The organism is Geitlerinema sp. PCC 7407 (assembly GCF_000317045.1).
Classification (GTDB): Bacteria; Cyanobacteriota; Cyanobacteriia; order PCC-7407; family PCC-7407; genus PCC-7407.
Genome location: NC_019703.1, coordinates 835,091 through 855,741 on the forward strand (window position 1 = coordinate 835,091; position 20,651 = coordinate 855,741).

Annotated in this window: 19 protein-coding genes and 1 tRNA gene; 15 read left to right on the forward strand and 5 right to left on the reverse strand. The window is 59.7% G+C overall.

The annotated features are described in order from the left end of the window. Positions 1–38 precede the first annotated feature (38 nt). From GEI7407_RS03550 to GEI7407_RS03585, 8 genes are all read left to right on the forward strand, one after another. Complete coding sequence (locus tag GEI7407_RS03550; RefSeq protein WP_041268659.1) at positions 39–710, forward strand: DUF3318 domain-containing protein; 672 nt, start codon at positions 39–41, stop codon at positions 708–710. Between the two features lie 275 nt (positions 711–985). Further along, positions 986–1,618, forward strand: coding sequence for a bis(5'-nucleosyl)-tetraphosphatase (symmetrical) YqeK (gene yqeK, locus GEI7407_RS03555; protein ID WP_041268660.1), 633 nt, complete (start codon positions 986–988; stop codon positions 1,616–1,618). An 80-nt stretch (positions 1,619–1,698) separates the two neighbouring features. Further along, complete coding sequence (rsfS, locus tag GEI7407_RS03560; RefSeq protein WP_015170759.1) at positions 1,699–2,154, forward strand: ribosome silencing factor; 456 nt, start codon at positions 1,699–1,701, stop codon at positions 2,152–2,154. Between the two features lie 165 nt (positions 2,155–2,319). Further along, complete coding sequence (locus tag GEI7407_RS03565; RefSeq protein WP_015170760.1) at positions 2,320–2,826, forward strand: CGLD27 family protein; 507 nt, start codon at positions 2,320–2,322, stop codon at positions 2,824–2,826. 76 nt (positions 2,827–2,902) lie between these two features. After that, on the forward strand, positions 2,903–3,856 hold the full coding sequence (locus GEI7407_RS03570) for an asparaginase (RefSeq protein ID WP_015170761.1): 954 nt from the start codon (positions 2,903–2,905) through the stop codon (positions 3,854–3,856). 95 nt (positions 3,857–3,951) lie between these two features. Then, positions 3,952–4,028 (forward strand) — tRNA-Met (locus tag GEI7407_RS03575). A gap of 266 nt (positions 4,029–4,294) precedes the next feature. Next, positions 4,295–5,746 carry a DUF697 domain-containing protein gene (locus tag GEI7407_RS03580; protein ID WP_015170762.1) on the forward strand — a complete coding sequence of 484 codons (1,452 nt, stop codon included), beginning with the start codon at positions 4,295–4,297 and terminating at the stop codon, positions 5,744–5,746. Between the two features lie 12 nt (positions 5,747–5,758). Beyond that, a complete protein-coding gene (locus tag GEI7407_RS03585) occupies positions 5,759–7,171 on the forward strand; it encodes a GTP-binding protein (RefSeq protein WP_015170763.1) in 1,413 nt (470 codons plus the stop codon). Here GEI7407_RS03585 and GEI7407_RS03590 read toward each other — a convergent pair. Together GEI7407_RS03590 and GEI7407_RS03595 are read right to left on the reverse strand one after the other, a co-directional pair. Beyond that, positions 7,168–7,422 (reverse strand): hypothetical protein, encoded by a 255-nt coding sequence (locus GEI7407_RS03590; RefSeq protein WP_015170764.1) that lies wholly within the window; start codon positions 7,420–7,422, stop codon positions 7,168–7,170. The two genes, GEI7407_RS03585 and GEI7407_RS03590, sit on opposite strands and share 4 nt — an antisense overlap. An 84-nt stretch (positions 7,423–7,506) precedes the next feature. Beyond that, entirely contained in the window at positions 7,507–8,334 is an 828-nt protein-coding gene (locus GEI7407_RS03595) for a TlyA family RNA methyltransferase (RefSeq protein ID WP_015170765.1), read from the reverse strand. 360 nt (positions 8,335–8,694) lie between these two features. Between GEI7407_RS03595 and mscL the strand changes: the two genes are divergently transcribed. From mscL to GEI7407_RS03610, 3 genes are all read left to right on the forward strand, one after another. Beyond that, on the forward strand, positions 8,695–9,156 hold the full coding sequence (gene mscL / locus GEI7407_RS03600) for a large conductance mechanosensitive channel protein MscL (RefSeq protein ID WP_015170766.1): 462 nt from the start codon (positions 8,695–8,697) through the stop codon (positions 9,154–9,156). Between the two features lie 107 nt (positions 9,157–9,263). Further along, positions 9,264–9,782: a DUF4112 domain-containing protein gene (locus GEI7407_RS03605; RefSeq protein WP_015170767.1), complete on the forward strand. Its 519-nt coding sequence runs from the start codon at positions 9,264–9,266 to the stop codon at positions 9,780–9,782. A 154-nt stretch (positions 9,783–9,936) separates the two neighbouring features. Next, positions 9,937–11,586: an alpha-amylase family glycosyl hydrolase gene (locus tag GEI7407_RS03610; RefSeq protein ID WP_015170768.1), complete on the forward strand. Its 1,650-nt coding sequence runs from the start codon at positions 9,937–9,939 to the stop codon at positions 11,584–11,586. 64 nt (positions 11,587–11,650) lie between these two features. Here GEI7407_RS03610 and GEI7407_RS03615 read toward each other — a convergent pair whose 3' ends face one another. Further along, positions 11,651–13,132 (reverse strand): leucyl aminopeptidase, encoded by a 1,482-nt coding sequence (locus tag GEI7407_RS03615; RefSeq protein ID WP_015170769.1) that lies wholly within the window; start codon positions 13,130–13,132, stop codon positions 11,651–11,653. Positions 13,133–13,532: 400 nt separating this feature from the next. On the opposite strand from GEI7407_RS03615, the gene GEI7407_RS03620 reads away from it, so the two are divergent. Beyond that, positions 13,533–15,737 carry a transglycosylase SLT domain-containing protein gene (locus tag GEI7407_RS03620; RefSeq protein WP_015170770.1) on the forward strand — a complete coding sequence of 735 codons (2,205 nt, stop codon included), beginning with the start codon at positions 13,533–13,535 and terminating at the stop codon, positions 15,735–15,737. Positions 15,738–15,930: 193 nt separating this feature from the next. Here the strand turns inward: GEI7407_RS03620 and GEI7407_RS03625 are convergent, their stop codons facing one another. After that, positions 15,931–16,539 carry an NYN domain-containing protein gene (locus GEI7407_RS03625; RefSeq protein ID WP_015170771.1) on the reverse strand — a complete coding sequence of 203 codons (609 nt, stop codon included), beginning with the start codon at positions 16,537–16,539 and terminating at the stop codon, positions 15,931–15,933. Positions 16,540–16,620: 81 nt separating this feature from the next. After that, a complete protein-coding gene (gene metG, locus GEI7407_RS03630; protein WP_015170772.1) occupies positions 16,621–18,237 on the reverse strand; it encodes a methionine--tRNA ligase in 1,617 nt (538 codons plus the stop codon). Positions 18,238–18,541: 304 nt separating this feature from the next. On the opposite strand from metG, the gene GEI7407_RS03635 reads away from it, so the two are divergent. The 3 genes from GEI7407_RS03635 (at position 18,542) to GEI7407_RS21295 (ending at position 20,474) form a co-directional block, all read left to right on the forward strand. Next, positions 18,542–19,267, forward strand: coding sequence for a 1-acyl-sn-glycerol-3-phosphate acyltransferase (locus tag GEI7407_RS03635; protein WP_015170773.1), 726 nt, complete (start codon positions 18,542–18,544; stop codon positions 19,265–19,267). Positions 19,268–19,377: 110 nt separating this feature from the next. After that, on the forward strand, positions 19,378–20,190 hold the full coding sequence (locus GEI7407_RS03640; RefSeq protein WP_015170774.1) for an alpha/beta fold hydrolase: 813 nt from the start codon (positions 19,378–19,380) through the stop codon (positions 20,188–20,190). 137 nt (positions 20,191–20,327) lie between these two features. Continuing rightward, positions 20,328–20,474 (forward strand): hypothetical protein, encoded by a 147-nt coding sequence (locus GEI7407_RS21295; RefSeq protein WP_190274170.1) that lies wholly within the window; start codon positions 20,328–20,330, stop codon positions 20,472–20,474. The last annotated feature ends 177 nt before the right edge of the window (positions 20,475–20,651 follow it).

A 20,651-nucleotide genomic window follows, 5' to 3' on the forward strand; every position in this document is an offset into this window, starting at 1 on the left:
AGGAAAGCTTGTTCAGTCGAAATGCCTGGGTTGAGATTATGACATCGTACGCGACTTCTACTGCTAGAGCTGACATGAGCGAACTTCGCCGTCTGCGAGGACTGCTACCCCCAGAGCTGCAAAGTTGGGTCATGGTAGAAGGCGCAACGGCAGTCAACCCGCCGCTGATTACGTCTGAGGAAATCGGCAAGGACGAGGTCGAAATTCAGGTGGATCTGGTGCGCTGGGATCAGCTAGCCCTCGACCAGCGAAACCTGCTGTTTTGGCACGAGGTGGCGCGGATTCAGAATGACACGATTCCGCGAGATGGCTGGGAGATGGCGGCTTTGGCGATCGGCCTTGGCGGGGCGGTCGGCGAGCTCTGGGTCCAGGACGCGCTGCTGCTGCTGCTGGCCCTGGGCCTGTCTGGGGTGGCGGGCTATCGGCTGTACCAAAAGAACAATGGTGAAAAGCGTCTGCGGGAGGCGATCGAAGCTGACGAGAAGGCGATCGCCCTGGCGACCCGCTTTGGCTACACCCTGCCCAACGCCTACAAGAGTCTGGGCAGCGCGCTGAAAACGCTGATCGAGCAGACGCCGAAAAAACGCCAGCGATCGCGCTATGAGTCTCGCTTGCAAGCCCTCAAGCGAAGCGCCTCCAAAGCCAAGGCTCGCGCCAAAGCCTCCAAGGAAGGGCAGTTTGATGCCCAATCAGAGAGTCTCTACAGCTAGCGCGCTGTGGCGCTTTGGCGCCAAACCGGCTAAAGGGCGATCGCCCTTCAGCGCTTAAAATTAGAACCCTAAAGGGGCGAGCCTGACCAATCGGGCTCGCCCCTTTAGAGTGAGCTTTGCTGCCAAGGCAGTGCGCTAAGATAGCACCAGAGGATCAACCCAGGTAAGGGTGCCCCCGTGCTCCTCAGCTCCACGACTCACCCTGCATAGATCTCCTCCCCAAAATTTTGAAGAAACACGCCCATTCCCGCGCAGAAACCCCTGGCACCGGTGCGATCGCGCCTCCTGCCCCTCGTGCAGGCGCCCAGCGGCAAAAGGTTCTCCAGTGGCTGGATGACCACGTCCCTGCGGCCCGCCTAGAGCATATTTTGCGTGTCGAAGAAATGGCGATCGCCCTTGCTCAGCACCACAACCTCGACGCCGAAAAAGCTGGTCAAGCCGGTCTCATGCACGACCTGGCCAAATACTTTAAGCCCCAGCGTCTTCTCGATATGGCCCGCCAAGAGGGGCTGTCCATTGACCCGGTAGATGAAGCCAACCCGCACCTGCTGCATGCCGACGTTGGCGCCATCGTCGCCCGCGATGAGTTTGGGATCGAGGACGAAGACGTCTTGCAGGCGATCCGCAACCACACCTTGGGGTATCCCGGGATGGGAGCCCTGAGCTGCGTCGTCTTTTTGGCGGACAGCCTAGAGCCCGGACGGGGCGATACCCCTGAGCTGCACGCCCTCCGGCAGGCCAGCCGCGACAACCTGCATCAGGCGGTTTGGCAGACCTGCAACTACACCCTGCAATATCTGCTGCACAATCGCCAGTTGATCCATCCGCGGGCCATCACCACGCGCAACTGGTTTTTGCAGCAGGCGCGCCGCCCGCAGCCCGTGCCGCCTGCTTCTCCTGCGCCCTAGCCTGATTTGATAAGTCTGCCCGCCCGTCGAGTCCTTGCCGTCCGACCTTCACGCTACTCATTGGAGCAACATAAAGATTAATGATGAACTTCGACACCTCAGACAACCGTCCTACCACCTCCTTTGAACCCCTTCCGACCGAAGCGCCAGTGCCCTCTTCCGATAGCCAGGAAGCCCATGAGCTGGTGAAGACCATTGTGGAAGCTGCCGAAGACCGCAAGGGGGCTGAGATCACCGTGTTGCGCGTGTCAGAAGTGTCCTACTTGGCGGACTATTTTGTGATTGTGACGGGTTTCTCGACCACCCAGGTCCGAGCGATCGCCCGCTCCATCGAAGCCAAAGTCGAAGAGGCTTGGCAGCGGCAGCCTCGCAAAAACGAGGGCATCAACGAAGGAAAATGGGTCCTCCAGGACTATGGCGACGTGATTGTCCACGTCTTCATGCCCCAAGAGCGGGAGTTCTACAGCCTGGAAGCCTTTTGGGGCCACGCCGATCGCCTCACCCTGCCGAATCTAGAACTGGCTCAAGAAGCCTAGGCGGGCCGCGTCTGTTGCTGGCGCTGACCGCGTCCCAGCGCCTCGGCGATCGCTTTTGGGAATCTCTCCCTTGATCGCCTAGCGCGCGAACGAAGATATATGTCAAATTGAAGGGGACCGCGCTCGTAGTAAGCTAGAGCGCATTCAGCCACCTTTGCTTGTCTCATGTCGGTCATGAAGTCGTCCCCTTCGGTCTGTCCAGTTCCCTTCGAACAACAGCCCATCAACGAATACAACACCTTGAAAGAGTCGTGGTTTTTTCGTTGGGGGACTCTAGCGTCTTGGCGCTATCTGCGAGTCATCGGGATCCTCTGGGCAGTGGGCTGGCTCGTGACAGGACCGATCGCTTCCTATAGCTTTGCGCCAGCCAAGTATCCAATCCAGTTTGGCCTTAGCGCCTCGGCAGGAGCTTTGTTCATGCCAGCCCTGGCCCTAATCCAGCTTTATTTGGGCTGGTGCTACGTGCGCAATCGCCTCCAGGAAACGATCATTCCCTACGAGGAGACCGGCTGGTACGATGGCCAGTCTTGGCAGAAGCCGGCGGAGATGGAAGCGCGCGATCGCCTGATTGTGGCCCACCAAGTTCGCCCCATCCTCAAGCGTCTGGAATGGACGTTTGCCAGCATGGGCCTGACCCTGCTGCTCGGGGCCCTCATCTGGCAGTTTCTCTAGCGCTGCGATCGCGAGCAGCGCTTTTTTGACCTTTCCAACCTTTTTGTTACATCCCCACGGTGTTACAGTCTTGCCTATGAATAGGGGAAAACGGATCCAATCGGCAGAGCTCGAAGTTCGGCTGCTGCGCGAAGGCATTGTTGAATCTCGCCACCACGTTCAAGCGGTGGTGGCCGATAGCCGCGGGCGGGTCTTGTCCGTGGCCGGCGACCCTGAAACCGAAACCTTTATCCGCTCAGCGCTCAAGCCGTTCCAGGCTCTGGCCGTGACTCAGACCGGCACGCTGGAGCGCTTTGAGCTGACAGACAAAGATCTCGCGATCATCTGTAGCTCCCACCGCGGCACCATGGAGCAGGTCCGCCAAGTCTTCAATATTCTCTGGCGCGCCGACGTGGACCCCAGCCAGCTCCAGTGCCCGATTCCGCCGGGCAAGCGCAGTTCCCTCCAGTACAACTGCTCTGGCAAACATGCAGGCATGCTGGCGGCCTGTCAGCAGTGCAACTGGGAAACCGAAACCTACCTGCGCCCCGGACACCCGATTCAGCAGCTGATCCTCGAAAAGGTCGCTGAGCTGCTGCGGATGCCGGGGGCTGAGTTTATCGGGGCGCGAGATGACTGCGGCGCGCCTACCTATGTGATGCAGCTCAGCCAGATTGCGACGCTGTACGCCCTGCTGGCGTCGGGCGAGAGCCTGGGCATGGAGCGCATCATCCGGGCGATGACCCACCACCCGGTGATGGTGGCGGGCGAGGGTGAGTTTGACACAGAGCTGATGCGCCTGACCCAAGGAGAGCTGGTCAGCAAGGCTGGCGCTGAGGGGATTCAGTGCATTGGTCGCGTCGGCGAGGGCCTGGGTCTAGCGATCAAGGTGATGGATGGCTCGAAGCGGGCGAAGTACGCCGTAGCGATCCACCTGCTGCGCCAGATGGGCTGGATCATGCCGTCGGTGGCGGACACCCTGGCCGAGACCTTTATGGATCTGACAAGCTACAAGCGCCTAGAAGTGATGGGCGAGCTGACGATGATCTAGAGGCTTTGCTTCTGAGGTCTGGTGGGCGAAAACTCCCGACCTTGAATACTGGGGGTTGTGTTTTCTAAAGGCTGTTGCTATAGTAGTAAAGCCGGCGCGGGGTAGAGCAGTCTGGTAGCTCGTCGGGCTCATAACCCGAAGGTCAGTGGTTCAAATCCGCTCCCCGCCACCAAGCTAAAAAAGCCTCGTTACCAAAGAGTAGCGGGGCTTTTTTGATGGCCGCAAACTGGCATGAAACTCTGAAGAGTCGAGGCGATCGCCCGGCAAGCTGCTGGGGCGAACCTCCGACGGGGTTTCGCTAAAAATCATTGAAAAAATAAAAGACAGAAGTTCGGGCTAGGCATAGTGGGGGAAAGGCCCCTGGCTGGTCTATGCTGGGACTGACGCGGTGTTTGGGTAGGATGGGATCCGCGTGTAGCGATCGCCAGGTGATTGGTCATGGCAGTAAGTATGAAGCGACCCCTGCTGGTGGGTGGTGTTGGCCTGAGTTTGGGACTGTGGCTCCTCGATAGCCTGAATCACGCTGTCTCGGAGTGGGGAACAGTGGTCCTGCTGGGGGCGATCGCCTTGGGGTCGGGGTGGTTTTGGCTGCGGCGGCAGTCAGGTGCAGATCTAGAACTAGGGCCAGTGTCAGTGACGGTGGATCGCGCCATGGCAGAAGGGGCGATCGCGGAGGCCGAGGCAAAGATTCAGCTTTTGGCGATGGAAACCTCGGACGAGCAGCGCCTAACGGGCCTGAGAGAGCGCCTAGCGGCGATCGCCACCCTCTCCCAGCGAACGACGCTGTCGATTGCTCTGCTCGGCGGCAAAAATGTGGGAAAAACGACCCTTTCCCAGCGCCTACAGGCGGCTTTGCCAGAGGCGACGCTCCGGTGGACTGATACCGCGGCCCTGTTTTCCCAAGGGGGCTCGGAGGGCGATGAAGCGGTTTGGCAGGCGATCGCCGAAGCGGATGTGGCCCTGCTGATCACGGCGGGAGACCTGACGGACATGGAGTTTCAGGCCTTGCAAAGGCTGGCCTCCCTGCGCTACCCGACGATTTTGGTGCTGAACAAGCAGGATCAGTATTTGCCGGGTGAGCAGGCCCTGCTGGAGCAGCGCCTGCGGGAGCGGATGGCTCAGGTCTTTACCGAAGCGCGGGTGGCGGCGATCGCTGCTCAGCCAGCGCCCCTCAAGGTGCGGCAGCACCATGGAGATGGCTCGGTGACGGAGCGCCTCGAGCAGCCCGTCCCGGCGATCGCGCCCTTGGCGGAGCAGCTGCAGCCCTGGCTGGCCCACGATCGGGCGGCCCTGCGCTGGGGGACGACTTGGCGGGCGGCGATCGCCCTGCGCCAGCAGACCCAGACCCACCTCAACGAAGTGCGTCGTGAAAAAGCGCTGCCGCTGCTGGAGCAGTTCCAGTGGATTGCTGCTGGGGCGGCCTTTGCCAACCCTTTGCCGGCGCTCGACTTGCTGTCAACAGCGGCGATCAACGGCCAAATGGTGATGGAGCTCGGCGCGATTTATCAGCAGCGCTTCTCCCTGGAGCAGGCCCAAGCTGTGGCCAAGGAAATGGCGGGCCTGCTGCTCAAGCTGGGGCTGGTCGAGCTGTCGACTCAGGGCGTGACGGCGGCCCTCAAGAGCAACGCGGCGACCTATGTGGCCGGTGGGGTGGTTCAGGGGGCGAGCGCGGCCTACCTCACGCGCCTGGCGGGGCTGAGCCTGCTGGCCTACTTCGAAGAACATGGAGATGGGGCGGTGCCGTCGCGCGATCGCCTCAGCGAGCTGCTTCAGGCAGTCTTTCAGCAAGAACAGCGATCGGCGTTCTTCCAGCGCATTGCCCAGCAGAGCCTCCAGCGCTTGATCCCCGGCGCGACGCCTTCCGCTTCTTCTGTGGTGGCTTCTTTGTAAGCTTTGGCTGTTGTGCGAAACGTTTCTGGTCGACAAGAGCAGCACTGGACCCGCGCCCGCGCGAGTTTGCGGCAGGCGATCGCCCGCTATACCTATCCCAATCGCCAAGATGGCGGCACGCCGCCGCCCCCTGACAGTCGCTGGCAAGCGGCGGTCCAGCCAGAGCTCGATCTGCTGCAAAATTTGCTCACCAAGCTGGAGCAGGGGCTGGTGCGCATTGCCGCTTTTGGGCTGGTGAGCCGGGGTAAGTCGGCTCTCCTGAATGCCCTGATGGGGCAAAAGGTCTTTGAGACGGGGCCGCTCAATGGCGTGACTCAGTGGCCGCGATCGGTGCGCTGGCTGCCCAGCGGCGGCAGCAAAATCCAGGTGGAGCTGATCGACACCCCCGGCCTCGATGAGGTGGCGGGGGAAACGCGAGCCGAGATGGCCCGAGAGATCACGCGGCAGGCAGACCTAATTTTGTTCGTGGTGTCGGGGGACATCACTCGCACAGAGTACCGGGCGCTGTGCGACCTGCGGGCGGCCCAAAAGCCGATTATTTTGGTGTTCAACAAAGTTGATTTGTACCCGGACCAGGATCGGCAAGCCATCGAGGCCCAGCTTCAGCGCCTGAGTACAGAAGCGGCTCAGCGTTTAGATTCGCTGCTGTCAGTCCTAGAAATCGTCCGGGTGTCGGCGGAGCCGCCGCCGCTGCCGGTGCGGGTGGAGTGGCCCGATGGGCGAGTAACCCACGAGTGGGAGGCCCTGCCGCCAGATATTGTCGAGCTGCAGCAGGCGATCTTGCAGCTGCTCAACCGGGAAGGGCGATCGCTGATTGCCCTGAATGCGATGGTGCAGGCCCGGGCCGCGGAGACGGCGATCGCCCAAAAAACCCTGGAGCTGCGATCGCCCGATGCGGAAGCCTTGATTTGGCGCTACGTTCGCTACAAGTCCTTGGCCGTGGCCCTCAATCCCATCGCGCTGCTGGATGTGGTGGGAGGCGCGATCGCAGATTTAGCCTTGATCCGGGCCTTGGCGCGGCTCTACGGATTGCCCATCACCCGCTACGAGGCCAGCAAAATTTGGCGGACCCTCATGCTGAGCTCTGGGGGGCTGCTCCTAGGAGAGTTGGCCAGCAGCGCGCTGTGGGGCCTGGGCAAGAGCGCTGCTGCGGCCACGTCGGTGCTGGAGTCGCCGGGTAACTTGGCGGGCTATACGGGGGCGGCGCTGACCCAAGGGGCGATCGCCGGTTATGGGACCTACGCCATCGGTCGAGCGGCCCAAATGTACCTGGAGCAGGGCTGTAGCTGGGGGCCCCAGGGAGCCAGCACCCTGATTCAGGACATTCTCCAGCAGGTCGAGCCCAACACGATTTTGGCGCGGCTGCGCCAGGAGCTAGAGGCTGAGCTTCAGCCCTCTGAAAACGAAGAGCCAGACTGGATTTAATCTTGGTCTTCTTCGTCGTGGGGGAAGCCAACCTCGTCTTCGGAGCGTCTTAGGAGGCTTTCTTTCACTTGCTCTTTGTGCTGGCGGTGCTCAGCCATGAGCTGCCGAGCGCCTTCTTCAACGGACTGGGCTTGACGTTCTTCTTCGCTCATCACTTCGTGCTCGGCACGGTTGAGCATCGTCTCTTTGACATGTTCGTCGTGGTGCCGCTGCTCGGCCAAGCGCTCGCGGGCTGCTTCTTGCTCATTCATGGTGACTCTGGGGGGCGCATCTTCAAAGGTCTACCTTAACGGTGCCATAGGCCCCTGGCGTCCTTGCGCCCGGCGTGCAAAAGTTCACACGCTCGGGGCGCCCTTGAGGGTGTCGGCTGCGATCGCCGTCAGCTGGGCGATCGCGGCGAGATCAGGGGCTGCTGTAGTTTCGTTCATCGACAGCCACAGCAGAAACTCAATGTTGCCCGCAGGACCCAGCAGAGGCGACCAAGTTAGACCGCTGTAGTGCCAGCCCAGATCCTGAGCGGCAGAGAGAACGCGGGCGATCGCCTCTGCCTGATCGGCTGTGCTGCGGACGACGCCTTTTTTGCCCACCTTTTCTCGCCCCACCTCGAACTGGGGCTTGACCAGCAGCACCACCTCTCGCGGCGATCGCATCAGACGCCACATCGCTGGCAGCACCTTGGTCAAAGAAATAAACGACACGTCCACCACGCCCAAATCTGGCACCGTCGCCCCCTCGCCATACAGCTCCGACGGCTCCAGGTATCGGAGATTGGTGCGCTCCCGCAAGATCACCCGCGAGTCTTGGCGCAGCTTCCAGGCTACCTGCCCGTAGCCCACATCGATGCCGTAGACCTGCACGGCCCCGCTCTGGAGCAGGCAGTCCGTAAAGCCGCCGGTCGAAATGCCGCCATCTAGACAAACTCGCCCTTCGACAGCAATGCCAAAGGCCGCGATCGCCTTCGCCAGCTTTTCGCCGCCCCGAGATACGTAGGGCGAGCGCGCCTTCACCGCGATCCGGTCATCTTCGCTGACCAGCGTTCCCGGCTTGTCAATCTGCTGCTGATTGACCGTCACCTCCCCAGCTCGAATAAGCCGCTGGGCCTGCTGCCGAGACGGGCAAAGATCCAGCTCTACCAACCGATTGTCCAGTCGCTGCTTGGCCAAAAGTCTATCGCTCCCAAGGAATATCGCACCGGGTCCCAAAGCCCCAGGCCGTCTTTTATTGTCCCTGAAGAGCCACCGCTCGGACAAAGGACCGCCGCGATCGCCCCGCCGTCAACCTTTCAAGAAATCCTGCACAATCGCTATATTCCCGATTTCTCGCTTAAAATTCCCGTGGGCTGTGAGGAGTTCATCCTGCAACTTTCCTGTTGTCATCGCTACTTGTCTGTTCCAAACAATTCTGTTGAAATCTTTCGTTTTCAATTTCCTTCATCTGGATGACAACGGGTGAGATGTCCTCAACGGATCATCTCAAGCCCTACAGACTCTGTGGTTAACATCTTTTGTTGAGGAGACAATTCAATGACTGTTAGACGCGGCCATGAGGCAACGCTCGGCTTTCTGCAAGCGTTCAAAGAGTTTGCGCTAAAAGGCAACGTAGTAGATTTGGCGGTTGCCGTCGTTATTGGTGCTGCTTTCGGCAAGATCATTGCGTCTTTGGTCGAAGACATCATCATGCCGTCCGTCGTGAATCCCCTCGTGAATCTCACGACCCAGGGCGGAGACTGGCGGGAGCTCACGGTCGGACCCGGCATCAAAATTGGTAGCTTTTTGGGGACGGTCCTCGACTTTGCGATCGTCGCCTTTGCGCTTTTCGTTGTCGTGACGCTGATCCAGCGCCTCACCCAGCGCAAAAAGGCCGAAGAAGTAGCTGCCGCTCCATCTGAGCGCGAGTGCCCCTACTGCCTCTCGACCATCCCTGCGGCAGCCAGTCGCTGCCCCCACTGCACCTCAGAGGTGACGCCCCAAGGTCCAGCTCTCTAGTAAAATCAGCCCCACGACGCCTAAGCACTGCATCCCAAGCTTGGCAGTGCTTAGGTGTTGATGATTGGCCCAATCCCGTCAATGCTGTTCCCCTCCCAGGAGCGTGTATGCCCCAGCCCCCTCGCCAGCCCTTAACCCCTGCCTCTACCGATCCGCGGCACGGCACGCTGCGCCGCCTGAAGTCCCTGAGCACGCTCCTCGACAATGCGGTGACAATTCCGGGAATTAACTATCGCGTGGGGCTCGATCCGCTGCTGGGGCTGATTCCGGGGGCTGGCGACTTGGCGGGGGTGGTGTTCTCGACCTACATCGTGCTGCAAGCGGCCCGCTGGCGGCTGCCCAAGGAGACCATCGGCCGGATGGTGTTCAATATTCTCTGCGAGGCGTTGGTGGGGACAGTGCCGGTGGTTGGCGACATCTTTGATGTGGCGTGGAAGGCCAATGCCAAGAACGTTGCGCTGCTCGAAGCTCACATTGCCCAGCCCCGGACCAGCCCGCAGAGCGATCGCTGGTTTGTGGCGCTGCTGATCGGTGGCTTCCTGGTGATCATGCTGGCCTTGCTGGCCGTCAGCTTGGTGAGCCTGTACTGGCTGATCCAGTGGCTGGCAGGGGCGATCGCCCCCTAAATGCCCTCGTAAACCTTGCTCAAAACCCCTCTCCCGGCGCGCTAGCCCTCCTTCTCCAGCGAGATGCTGAGAAATGCCCAAGCTTCAGACAATATCGTTGATTCTCCAAAATTAACGATAAAAAAACGCGGTCTAGGCCGCTTGAGAGGCTTGTATGGCAAACAACATTGAATTTCAGCTATTTGCTCCCTACAACCAAGGTGCAGCACTGATTGGCTCGTTCTCCGACTGGGAAGAAATCCCCATGAAAAAAGGAGACGATGGCTACTTTCGAACTCAAGTTGCTCTAGAAGACGGCGAATATCACTACAAATTCCGGGTCCAGTCCCGCAGCTGGTTCCTCGAGCCCGACGCCTGGGTCGACATCGTTGATCCCTACGCCACAGACGTCGACTCCCCCACGCAAAACGGCGTCGTGCGCATCAAAGACGGCCAGATCATCGTGGATACCTACGTCTGGCAAAACGACGACAAGCCCCTGCCCCCGGACCACGAGCTGGTCATCTACGAGATGCACATCAGCGACTTTTCGGGCGGCGAAGACGATCCCCTCGAGCGGGGCAAATTCCGCCACGTGATCGAAAAGCTCGACTACCTGTGCGACCTGGGCGTAAACGCCATCGAAATCATGCCCGTCAAGGAATACCCCGGAGACTACAGCTGGGGCTACAATCCCCGCTACTTCTGCGCTGTGGAGTCCAGCTACGGCGGCTCGGACGGGCTCAAGCGACTGATTGACGAGTGCCACGGGCGGGGCATTCGGGTCATCCTCGACGGCGTCTACAACCACTCCGAAGCCTCCTGCCCCCTCACCCAGATTGACCACGACTACTGGTATCACCACGAGCCCCGCGATCCCGACAACAACTGGGGGCCTGAATTTAACTACGAGCACTACGACGACAACCTAGACACCTACCCGGCCCGCAAATTTATTGGGGATGTGGTGCGCTTCTGGATTGAGGAGTATCACATTGACGGGATTCGCTACGATGCGGCTCGCCAGATGGCCAACTACGACTTTATGCACTGGATCGTGCAGGAAACCAAGCAGGCCGCAGGCTCCAAGCCCTTCTACAACATCGCAGAGCATATCCCGGAGACCACGAGCATCACAGGCCTAGAGGGGCCGATGGATGGCTGCTGGCACGAAAGCTTTTATCACTGCGTGCTGGCCCATATTTGCGGCGATACCTTTGACCTGGAGCCGCTCAAGGACGCCATTGACGGCAAGCGACAGGGCTTTTTGGGCGCGACCAACTTGGTCAACTACCTGACCAATCACGACCATAACCATGTGCTGGCAGAACTGGCCGATCGCGACATCTTTGATGAGGCTGCCTTCAAGCGGGTGAAGCTAGGAGCGGCGCTGCTGATGACGGCGATGGGGGTGCCGCTGATCTGGATGGGCGAAGAGTTTGGCGAGTACAAGTACAAGAGCATCGAGCCGTCGAAGATTGAGTGGCCGCTGCTGGCGAATGATCTCAATCAGGGCCTGCTGAACTATTACAAGGGGCTGCTGCACCTGCGCAAAACGAATCAGGCTCTCTATGGGGAGAATGTGGAGTTTTTCCATGAGAACCCAGAGTCGCGAGTGCTGGCCTACACGCGCTGGAATGATGAGGGCTCGCGGGTGGTGGTGGTGGCGAATTTCTCGGACCAGTTCCTCGCGGGGTATGCAGTGCCGAACTTCCCGGCAGATGGCACCTGGCACGAGTGGACCGGGGACTATGACGTGGAGGTGGGCGATCGCACGCTGATGACAGACTTGCCAGAGTACGAAGCGAAGGTCTTTGTTTGGTAGCGTCCTGGCGGTGGCCCATCGACTGCGGTTCTATGGGACCTTGGGCAGTCGATGGGCTGTGGCCTTAGGCGCCAGCGACCCAGTTCACCAGGGTGCGCACGCCGTAGCCGGTTGCGCCGGCGACGGTGTAGGAGTCTTCTTTGTCGGCCCAGACGGGACCGGCGATGTCCAGGTGAGCCCAGGGGGTGTCCTTCACAAACTGCTTGAGGAACAGGGCTGCGGTGATGGCACCACCGGGGCGGGGGCCGGTGTTTTTCATGTCGGCGATCGGCGACTTGAGGCCATCGAAGTACTTGTCTTCCATGGGCATCGGCCACAGCTTTTCGCCTGCTTGGTCGGCGGCCTGCTTGAGCTGGTCGGCGATCGCGTCACTGGTGCTCCACAAACCGGCGACGTCGTTCCCTAGGGCGATCACGCAGGCGCCGGTCAGGGTGGCCAGGTCCACGATGGCGTCGAGGCCCAGCTTGTCCGCAAAGACTAGCGCATCGGCGAGGGTCAGACGACCTTCGGCGTCGGTATTGTTGACCTCGATGGTCTTGCCGTTGGAGGCGGTGAGGATGTCACCGGGGCGCATGGCGCGACCGCTGATCATGTTCTCGGTCGCCGCCACGATGAAGTGCACTTCTGTGTCGGGCTTGAGCTGGCCGACGGCCTTGGCAGCTCCCAGGGTGGCGGCGGCGCCGCCCATGTCCATTTTCATGGTTTCGATGCCGCTGCCGGGGCCTTTGAGGTTCAGGCCGCCAGAGTCGAAGGTGAGACCTTTGCCGATGATGGCGAGCTTGCGGCGGGGCGTGCCGGCGGGCTTGTAGGTCAGGTGGATGAATTTGGGAGGCAGGTCGGAGGCGCGGGCAACGCCCAAGAAAGCGCCCATGCCCAGTTCTTCGCAGTCTGCCTGTTCGAGAATTTCTAGCTCGAGGCCGTGCTCTTGGGCGATCGCCGTGGCGGTTTCGGCCAGGGTAATGGCGGTGACGGCGTTGGGGGGCGCGGCGACGAGGTGGCGAGCGAGGATCACCCCAGTGCAGACTTGCTGAGCCTTGGCAATGCCCGCGGCGGCGGCTTCGTCACCCAGTCCCAGCAGATCGACCTGAGTCGGATCGGGGTTCTTGTCGTCGGTTTCCGACTTGAAGCGGGTGTCCTTGAAGAGGGCCAGGGTGATGCCTTCCACGATGGCTTGGGCGCTGCTCTCGGGAGAAAAATCGCCCGTTGGTAGGCTCAGACCGACGTGGGCGCACTTTTCCCGCTTCGCCAGTTTGGCGGCGATCGCCCCGGCCCGGCGCAGACCATCGAGCTTCAGGGCCTCTGCTTTGCCCAGGCCCACGATCATCAGCTTGCGAATCGCGCTGCCGCTGCCCACCCGAGTCGCGGCGCTGCTGCCCTCTTTGCCCTTAAACTCTGCCTCGGCAATCAGCTCGGAGAGAATCCCTGAAAGCGCCTCGTCCAGCTTTGCCAGATCGCCGCTGAGCTCGACAGCGTCTTCAAAAAAGCCGATGGCCAGACCATCTCCGGACCATTCCGAATGGGGCGTGTTAATCCCTCGAAAATCCATGCTGTGCTATTCCTAACTCGAAGTACCTGCAACGGTTTGCAGCGCTTCGCACCGAATGGATGGTGACCTTTCCTCGGGGGATGGGGTCTTTCCTTGTCCTTCAATGCCCAAACGCTTGGGGAAAAATGCTCCCCTTTCTTTAGACTATTGTGACGCACTCCCAATGCCCAACCGCTGAGGCGCGGTGGCGTAGGCCGCTGCTTCCTTGTCCGAAATGCTCGTTTGGTGAAGCTTGTGCCAGAAGGAGCAGGGAGACAGCGCAAAAATCCCCCAGACTGACGAGCCGGAACTTCGGGGTGCGGGCGATGCGTCATTCCCTTCGGCAAGTTGGACCGCGAAATATTTCAGAATCTGCTAAAACAGCAACAGGATTTGTCCGCCCCGGGGCCAAGGAGATGGAATGCTAAAACGACGCAGAAACCAAGTGCTGATAGTGGCAGGCTCTGGTCTCTGTGCGCTGCTGTTGGGCGCTGCCCTGCCCATGACCCAAAGCCCCGGATCGCCCCTGCGCTTTGACTGGCTGACTCGCTGGACGGCGATCGCCCCCTGGCAGTCCACCGCCGCTCTCCGGATCCAAGCGGTGCCTACGGGAGCCGTCGCGGCTCTGGTGTCCCAGACCCCCGCTCAGCGGGCCGAGAAGCTGCAAGCCCTCGCCGAAGACCGCAACTCCCCCGATCGCGCCCAGGCCCGCTATCTCCTAGCCAGTGACCTGATCCGCCAGGGTCGCGGTGAGGCCGCCGTTGCTCTCCTGGAAAACCTTGAGCAAGACTACCCGCTGATGGCGCCCTACATTGCCCTTCAGCGGGCGCAGGCCTACAGCTTGGCAGGCGGAAACCCTCAAAAGGCCGAAGCGGCCTGGCAAGCGCTGCTGAAGAAATATCCCCAGGAGCCCGTTGCCGCAGAGGCGCTGTACATCCTGGGCCAAAAAGACCCCAGCTACTGGGACCGCGCGATCGCCGACTTTCCGGCCCATCCCCGCAGCGTCGAAATCGCCCAAACCCGTCTGCGCCAAAAACCCGGTCAGCCGGAGCTCCTGCTGCTGATTACTCGCCACGGGCTCTACCTCAAAAACTATCTCACCTACCTCAACCAGCTTGCTGAGCGGCCCCCCGCCTCCCTCACTCCCGAAGACTGGGAGGCGATCGCCTTTGGCTACTGGGAAAAGCAGGCCTACGGCGAAGCGGGCCGCGCCTACGCCCGAGCCCCCCAAACCCCGCGCAACCTCTATCGGGCCGGTCGAGGCTTGCAGCTGGCTGAGCAAACCGCCGCCGCCCGCCAGGCCTACCAGCGCCTCATTCAGACCTTCCCAGAGGCCGAAGAAACCGCCACCGGCCTGATTCGCCTGGCGGCGGTCTCCGACGCCAAAGCCGCCGTCCCCTATCTTGATCAGGTCCTCGATCGCTTCGCCGATCAGCTCCCCGAGAAGGCCGCCGAAGCCCTCGTCGACAAAGCAGAAATCCTGGACAGTCTCAACAGTCGCACCTCCGCCCAGCAGGCGCGCCAGTCCGTCCTGAGCCAGTACGGCTCCACCGAAGCCGCCGCCGAGATGCGCTGGCAGCAGGCCCAGCGCCTAGCCAAATCCGGCGACCTGCGGAGCGCCTGGCAGTGGGCTCAGCCCATCACCGAACAGAATCCCACCAGCGAGATTGCCCCGCAGGCCGCTTTTTGGGTGGGTAAATGGGCCGAGCGCCTCGGCAACGCCCAAGAAGCCCGCTCTGCCTTCCGGTTCGTCCTCAGCAACTATCCCGAGTCCTACTACGCCTGGCGATCGGCCAATATTTTGGGCCTAGACGTGGGTGGCTTTGACACCGTGCGCAGCCTGACCCCCGAAGTCGTCAAGGCCCCCCAGCGCTTTGATCTGATCGCTGGCTCCGAGGTGCTGCGGGAGCTGCACCGCCTCGGCCAAGATCAAGATGCCTGGACCCGCTGGCAAATGGAATTTAAAAATTTCATGGAGCCCACTGTCGCGGAACAGTTTACCGACGGCATTGTGCGCTTGGGGGTTGGCGACAATCTCGAAGGCCTGTTCATGATTTCCAGCCTGGCCTGGCGCGAAAATCCCGAGGATCAAAAGCAGTACCAGGCCCTGCGCAAGCAGCCCGCCTACTGGCAAGCGCTCTATCCCTTCCCCTTCCGAGAGACGATCGAAAAGCAGGCCCAGGCCAATCAGCTCAATCCGCTGCTCGTAACGGCCCTGATCCGCCAGGAATCTCGCTTTGAGCCGGCCATTGAGTCAGTGGTAGGGGCCACGGGCCTGATGCAGGTGATGCCGGAAACCGCAGACTGGATCGCCAGCCAGACGAAGTGGAAAGGGTACTCTCTGGCCAAGCCTGAAGACAACATCAAGTTTGGGACTTGGTACCTAGATCACACTCACGAAGAATACGGCAACAATTCTCTCTTGGCGGTCGCGAGCTACAATGCAGGGCCCGGTAGCGTTGCGGGATGGCTCAAGGAGTGGGGCGGCCGCGATGTGGATGAGTTCGTAGAGGGAATCCCCTTCCCGGAAACGCGCGGCTACGTGAAGTCTGTCTTCGAGAACTACTGGAACTACGCTCGGATCTATAGCCCTCAGATTGCTGAGCTAGTCGCATCCCAGCGCTAGCAGCAAAGGGCATTGGACCTGTGGAGAGAAATGGGGTGCGGGAGCGGCCCCTTTGAGGCAGTCGGCGTGGGGCGGGCGCGAAACGGGACGATGAGGGGAGTCTAGGACCTCAAGCGTCTACCGAGAGCGAAGGTTCGAGCGATCGGGGTTGGGAGTCTCAAGGCGATCGCCCGTGCCCAAGCTCAGGCCGCCTCTATTTTTGGTGGTCGGCATCCTCAAGCAGACTCATCCCCGACAGTGGCCGGTAGGTGTAGTTGTGGCGAGGAGTTTTCTGAATGTCTTCTTTGATGCCGTCGAGGTCAATGTAGCGATCGGCTACGTTGATCAGACTGTCGCTGGTCATCGATCGCAAGCTGACCACCTCAACTCGCACACCGCGATAGCTCACCGCATCCACCGCATAGGCCAGGTCGCCGTCCCCGCTGACCAGCACCGCTGTGTCGTAGGAGCCCACCAGCGCCATCATATCCACCGCGATTTCAACATCAAGATTGGCTTTTTTGGACCCGTCGGGCAGCTGAACCAAATCCTTGGAAATGACGCGGTAGCCGTTTCGGCGCATCCACAGCAAGAAACCCTGCTGCTTTTCATTGGTGCGATCGACGCCTGTGTAGAAAAACGATCGCAGAAGTCTCGAGCCTGCCGTCAACCGACACAACAACTTGGTGTAGTCAATCTCAATTCCCAGCTGCAGCGCAGCGTAAAAGAGATTGGAGCCATCGATGAAAATGGCAACGCGACCGCGATTCTCCAAAACCTGCTCTGGTGTGAAGACGCAGTCGTTATCTATGTTGTGCAACATGGTTTTTAAGCCTCATTTTTTTATGATTGTTTGTCTGCAATGGATGGTTACTCTCCTCGCACGCCGGTTTGATTCCATCCCCTAATCAGGACCACCCGAAACTTTGGGCTGCTCCAAGCGCTGAAAAACAGGTTGAGGCTCACTCAAAGACTGACTAGCAGGTAGTGTTCCCCAAGTTGCATGGGTCGCAAACGGGAGATCTACATCTATTAAAGAGTCGTTATCAAAGTTTATTGAGAAGCCTAGCTGCTGATAAATTGTCGTGCTCAATTGAGGTGTAATCGGCGACAACAAGTAGGCTGCTAATCTAACAGATTCAAGAACCGCGTACAAAATTTCGGCGACTTTCTCGGTGTCTCCTTCTTTGTAGCGTTTCCAGGGTGCTTGCTCGTCAATAAACTTGTTTCCGAGCTGGGCGAGGGACAAAATCGCTGCGCATCCTTCACTAAAAGCGAGGGAGTCGTAGGCCGCCGCAACGCGATCGCCCAGGGTTTGGCCGACAGATTTTAGGGGATGATCCGCTGGGATAGCCGCTCCGTCAACCCCGGGAACTTGAGGGCCAAAATACTTGTGAACCATACGCGAAGTGCGGTTCAGCAAGTTACCTAAATCGTTGGCCAAGTCGGCATTTAGAGTGTTGATAAAACGGGTTTCGCTGTAGTCTCCGTCACGGCCAAACTCAATTTCTTTGAGGAAGTAATACCGAATTGCATCAGCGCCGTAGGCTTCTACCAGTTCTACTGGATTGACAGTATTGCCAATGCTTTTGCTCATTTTGTGGCCGTCTTTGGTCAAAAAGCCGTGCCCCACAACTTGGGTGGGAAGCGGCAATTCTGCTGACATTAGCATCGCGGGCCAGTACACCGCGTGAAACCGCAGAATGTCTTTACCAATCAGATGAAGGTTGATGGGCCACCATTTGGCGAGGGCGTTGCTGAGGGTGGGCTCGTCTTCGGGTTCGAGGAGCGCAGTCACGTAGCCAAGCAGGGCATCAAACCAGACGTAGAGGGTGTGCTTGGGGTCGGCGGGAACGGGGAAGCCCCACTCGACGTTGACGCGGGAAATGGAGAAGTCTTGGAGGCCCTGGGAGACGAAGTTGAGGACTTCGTTGCGGCGACTGGCGGGCTGAATGAAGTCAGGCTGGTTTTGGTAGAGAGCTTCGAGTTTGTCTTGGTAGGCCGAGAGGCGAAAGAAGTAGTTTTGCTCGTCGCGCCATTCGGCTTCTTTGTTGGGGTGGAGGGCGCAGCGATGGCCTTCTAGGAGGTCGCGCTCTTCTTTGAATTCTTCGCAGGCGACGCAGTACCAGCCTTTTTGGTGACCGAGGTAGATGTCACCTTTGTCCCAGACGCGCTGAAAAAACTCTTGGACGATGGCGGCGTGGCGCGGGTCGGTGGTGCGGATGAAGCGATCGCACCGGATGTTCAGGCGCTGCCACAGGTCGGCGAAGGTGGCGGAGATGGTGTCGCAGTGCTCTTGGGGCGGTCTGCCGAGGGCTTCGGCGGTGCGCTGGATTTTTTGGCCATGCTCGTCGGTGCCGGTCACCATGAGGACGGAGTGGCCCCGCAGTCGATGGTAGCGAGCGACGACGTCGGCGGCGATCGTTGTGTAGGCGCTGCCGATATGGGGTAAATCGTTTACATAATAAAGCGGCGTTGTAAGGGCAAATGTTTTCTTATTTTCTGTAGAGATAGAACTCATAGAGAGGTTAAACAGTATTCCTTAAATTTGACCCTGATTATCATACACGAGATGCTTTGTTACACATATTTTAGGGGTCGTTTGGGACGATTGGTGGGCCGCAAGAAAATAGATAGGTGATTACGTAAGCCTTGTGGAGGGGTGGTTTGCAATTTAAGAGATTCTTCGGATGATGACTGATTTGCTTACTGTCTGGGGACAGATACCAAAGCCTTAAAAAAATTGTTAAAAACAATGAAGTGTCTACGGTCGGCGCTCTAATCGCTTTTGAGATCGCTGTTCTGTTTCTGGCAATAGTTTGACCATGCCATCTGATGATCGCCCTCTACAACTTTCACGGCTGCTTGTGACGGGTTTGGGGACGCGAGTGTTTACTTTCTATGGCGATCGCGTTCCGCTGTCGGGCTCGGTGCTTTTAGTCAGCAATCATCGCAGTTTTATGGATGCGCCGCTGCTGATGGCGGCGACGGGGCGGACGGTGCGCTTTGCGTGCCACCACTATATGGGCCGGGTGCCGGGGCTGCGGGAGGTGGTGGAGGGGCTGGGTTGCTTTCCTCTGGAGGCGCCCCAGGACCGCCATCGAGGATTTTTCCGGACGGCGTCTCGCTTTTTGCGCGCTCAGGAGTGCGTGGGGGTGTTTCCGGAGGGGACGCAGCCGATGGTGTCTGCGACGGATCCGCGATCGCTGTGTGAGTTTCAGCGGGGCTTTGCGCACTTGGCGCTGCGATCGCCGGTGAAGGATTTGGCGGTGCTGCCGGTGGCGATCGCCTCCCAGACCGAGCGCCGCAATACGACGGTGCCGCTGCGAATGCTGAGCTGGATTGATCCGTCGGAGCCACTGTTTGATCAGCCGGGCTGGCATCCGATGGTGGTCTATGAGCGGGTCAATGTGTTGGTGGGGCGGCCCCGCTGGATCACGCCTCAGGAGCGATCGCGCTATCAGAATAAACAGGGGCTGACGACGGTGCAGGAGCTGACGGACTATTGCCAAGGCGAGATTGAGGCGCTGCTGGCTCAGGGCTGTTGCTAGTCGTCTGGGGTGGTCTAAGTCACAATCTAAGGAGGAGCGGCGATCGCCGCCTGAGAGCCCTGCCTGACACTCCCAAGCTTGCCTAGACTGCCCTTCATTTTCTCGACACTATGCGGAGCATTCCGAATCGTCCCTGTTTGCTGACCCCCACGACGCCCAAAGTCGATCGCCCCCTTTTCGTGTTTTTGCCGGGGCTCGACGGGACGGGTCAGCTGCTGCGTCTGCAAACGGAGAGCCTCAGCGGCTACTTTGATGTGCGGTGCTTGGCGCTGCCACCTCAGGCGCTGATGGGCTGGGAAACCCTGGCCGAAGAGGTGACGGAGCTGATCGAGGGCGAGATCCGCCGCAATCCCCACCGGCCGGTTTACCTGTGCGGCGAGTCCTTTGGCGGCTGCTTGGCGATGCAGGTGGCGGTGCGATCGCCCCAGGTTTTTGACCGGCTGATTTTGATCAATCCGGCGTCTTCTTTTCGCAACAGTCTTTGGATTCGCTGGGGAGCGCAGATTACGCCCTGGCTGCCGGAGCCGCTGTATCGAGCCTCGACCCTGGCGCTGCTGCCGTTCCTGTCGGCGCTGGGCCAAATTGAAGCGGGCGATCGCCAGGCCCTGCTAGAGGCGATCCAGTCGGTGCCCCAGCAAACGTCGGTGTGGCGGCTGGCGCTGCTGCGGGACTTTGATCTGGGGGATTTGCAGCTGCGCCGCATTCGGCAGCCGGCTCTGATCTTGGCGAGTGCGGGCGATCGCCTGCTGCCCTCGATCGACGAAGCAAACCGCTTGGTGCACTGCCTGCGGGATGCCCGGATGCACATTTTGCCCAACAGCGGCCATACGTGCCTGCTCGAGGCCAATGTTCGTCTGTTCGATATTCTGGCGGCTTGTGAGTTCTTGGACGCGCCGAAAAGCTCGATGGCGGCCTCTTGTTAGGACTTGGGAAAAACGCAAAGAATCGCGTTCGATCGCTTTCTTCAAAAGGCGCTTTCAACAACAGCGCCACAGGTTTGACACAGCTAGGTCAAAGGGGCCGCCTACAATCGCGATCGCCGAGAAAACAGCCTTTTGCCGTGAAATATCTCAAAAACACGCTTCTAATTGTTCTTTTGCTTTATTCCCTCTATTTGATCAAGTCAGAGCTGGGCATTAATATCTCCCAGCGATATCACGCCTGGGATGTGCTCAAACTGCCCCTCAAGGTGCTGCCGCCCATCTGATGATCGTGCGGCACGTCTAGCTGCGATCGCGCCGCCGAGGCCCTGTGGGCAGGCTTGCTGGGCGGTGTGACCATCCTGTCTGAGCGCCTCTGATATACTCATCAGTGGCAGCCGTTAGTGAAAGTATTTTGCAGTAACTGACGCCCCTTCTGGGGATTTTGTGAGTTGCCGACACCC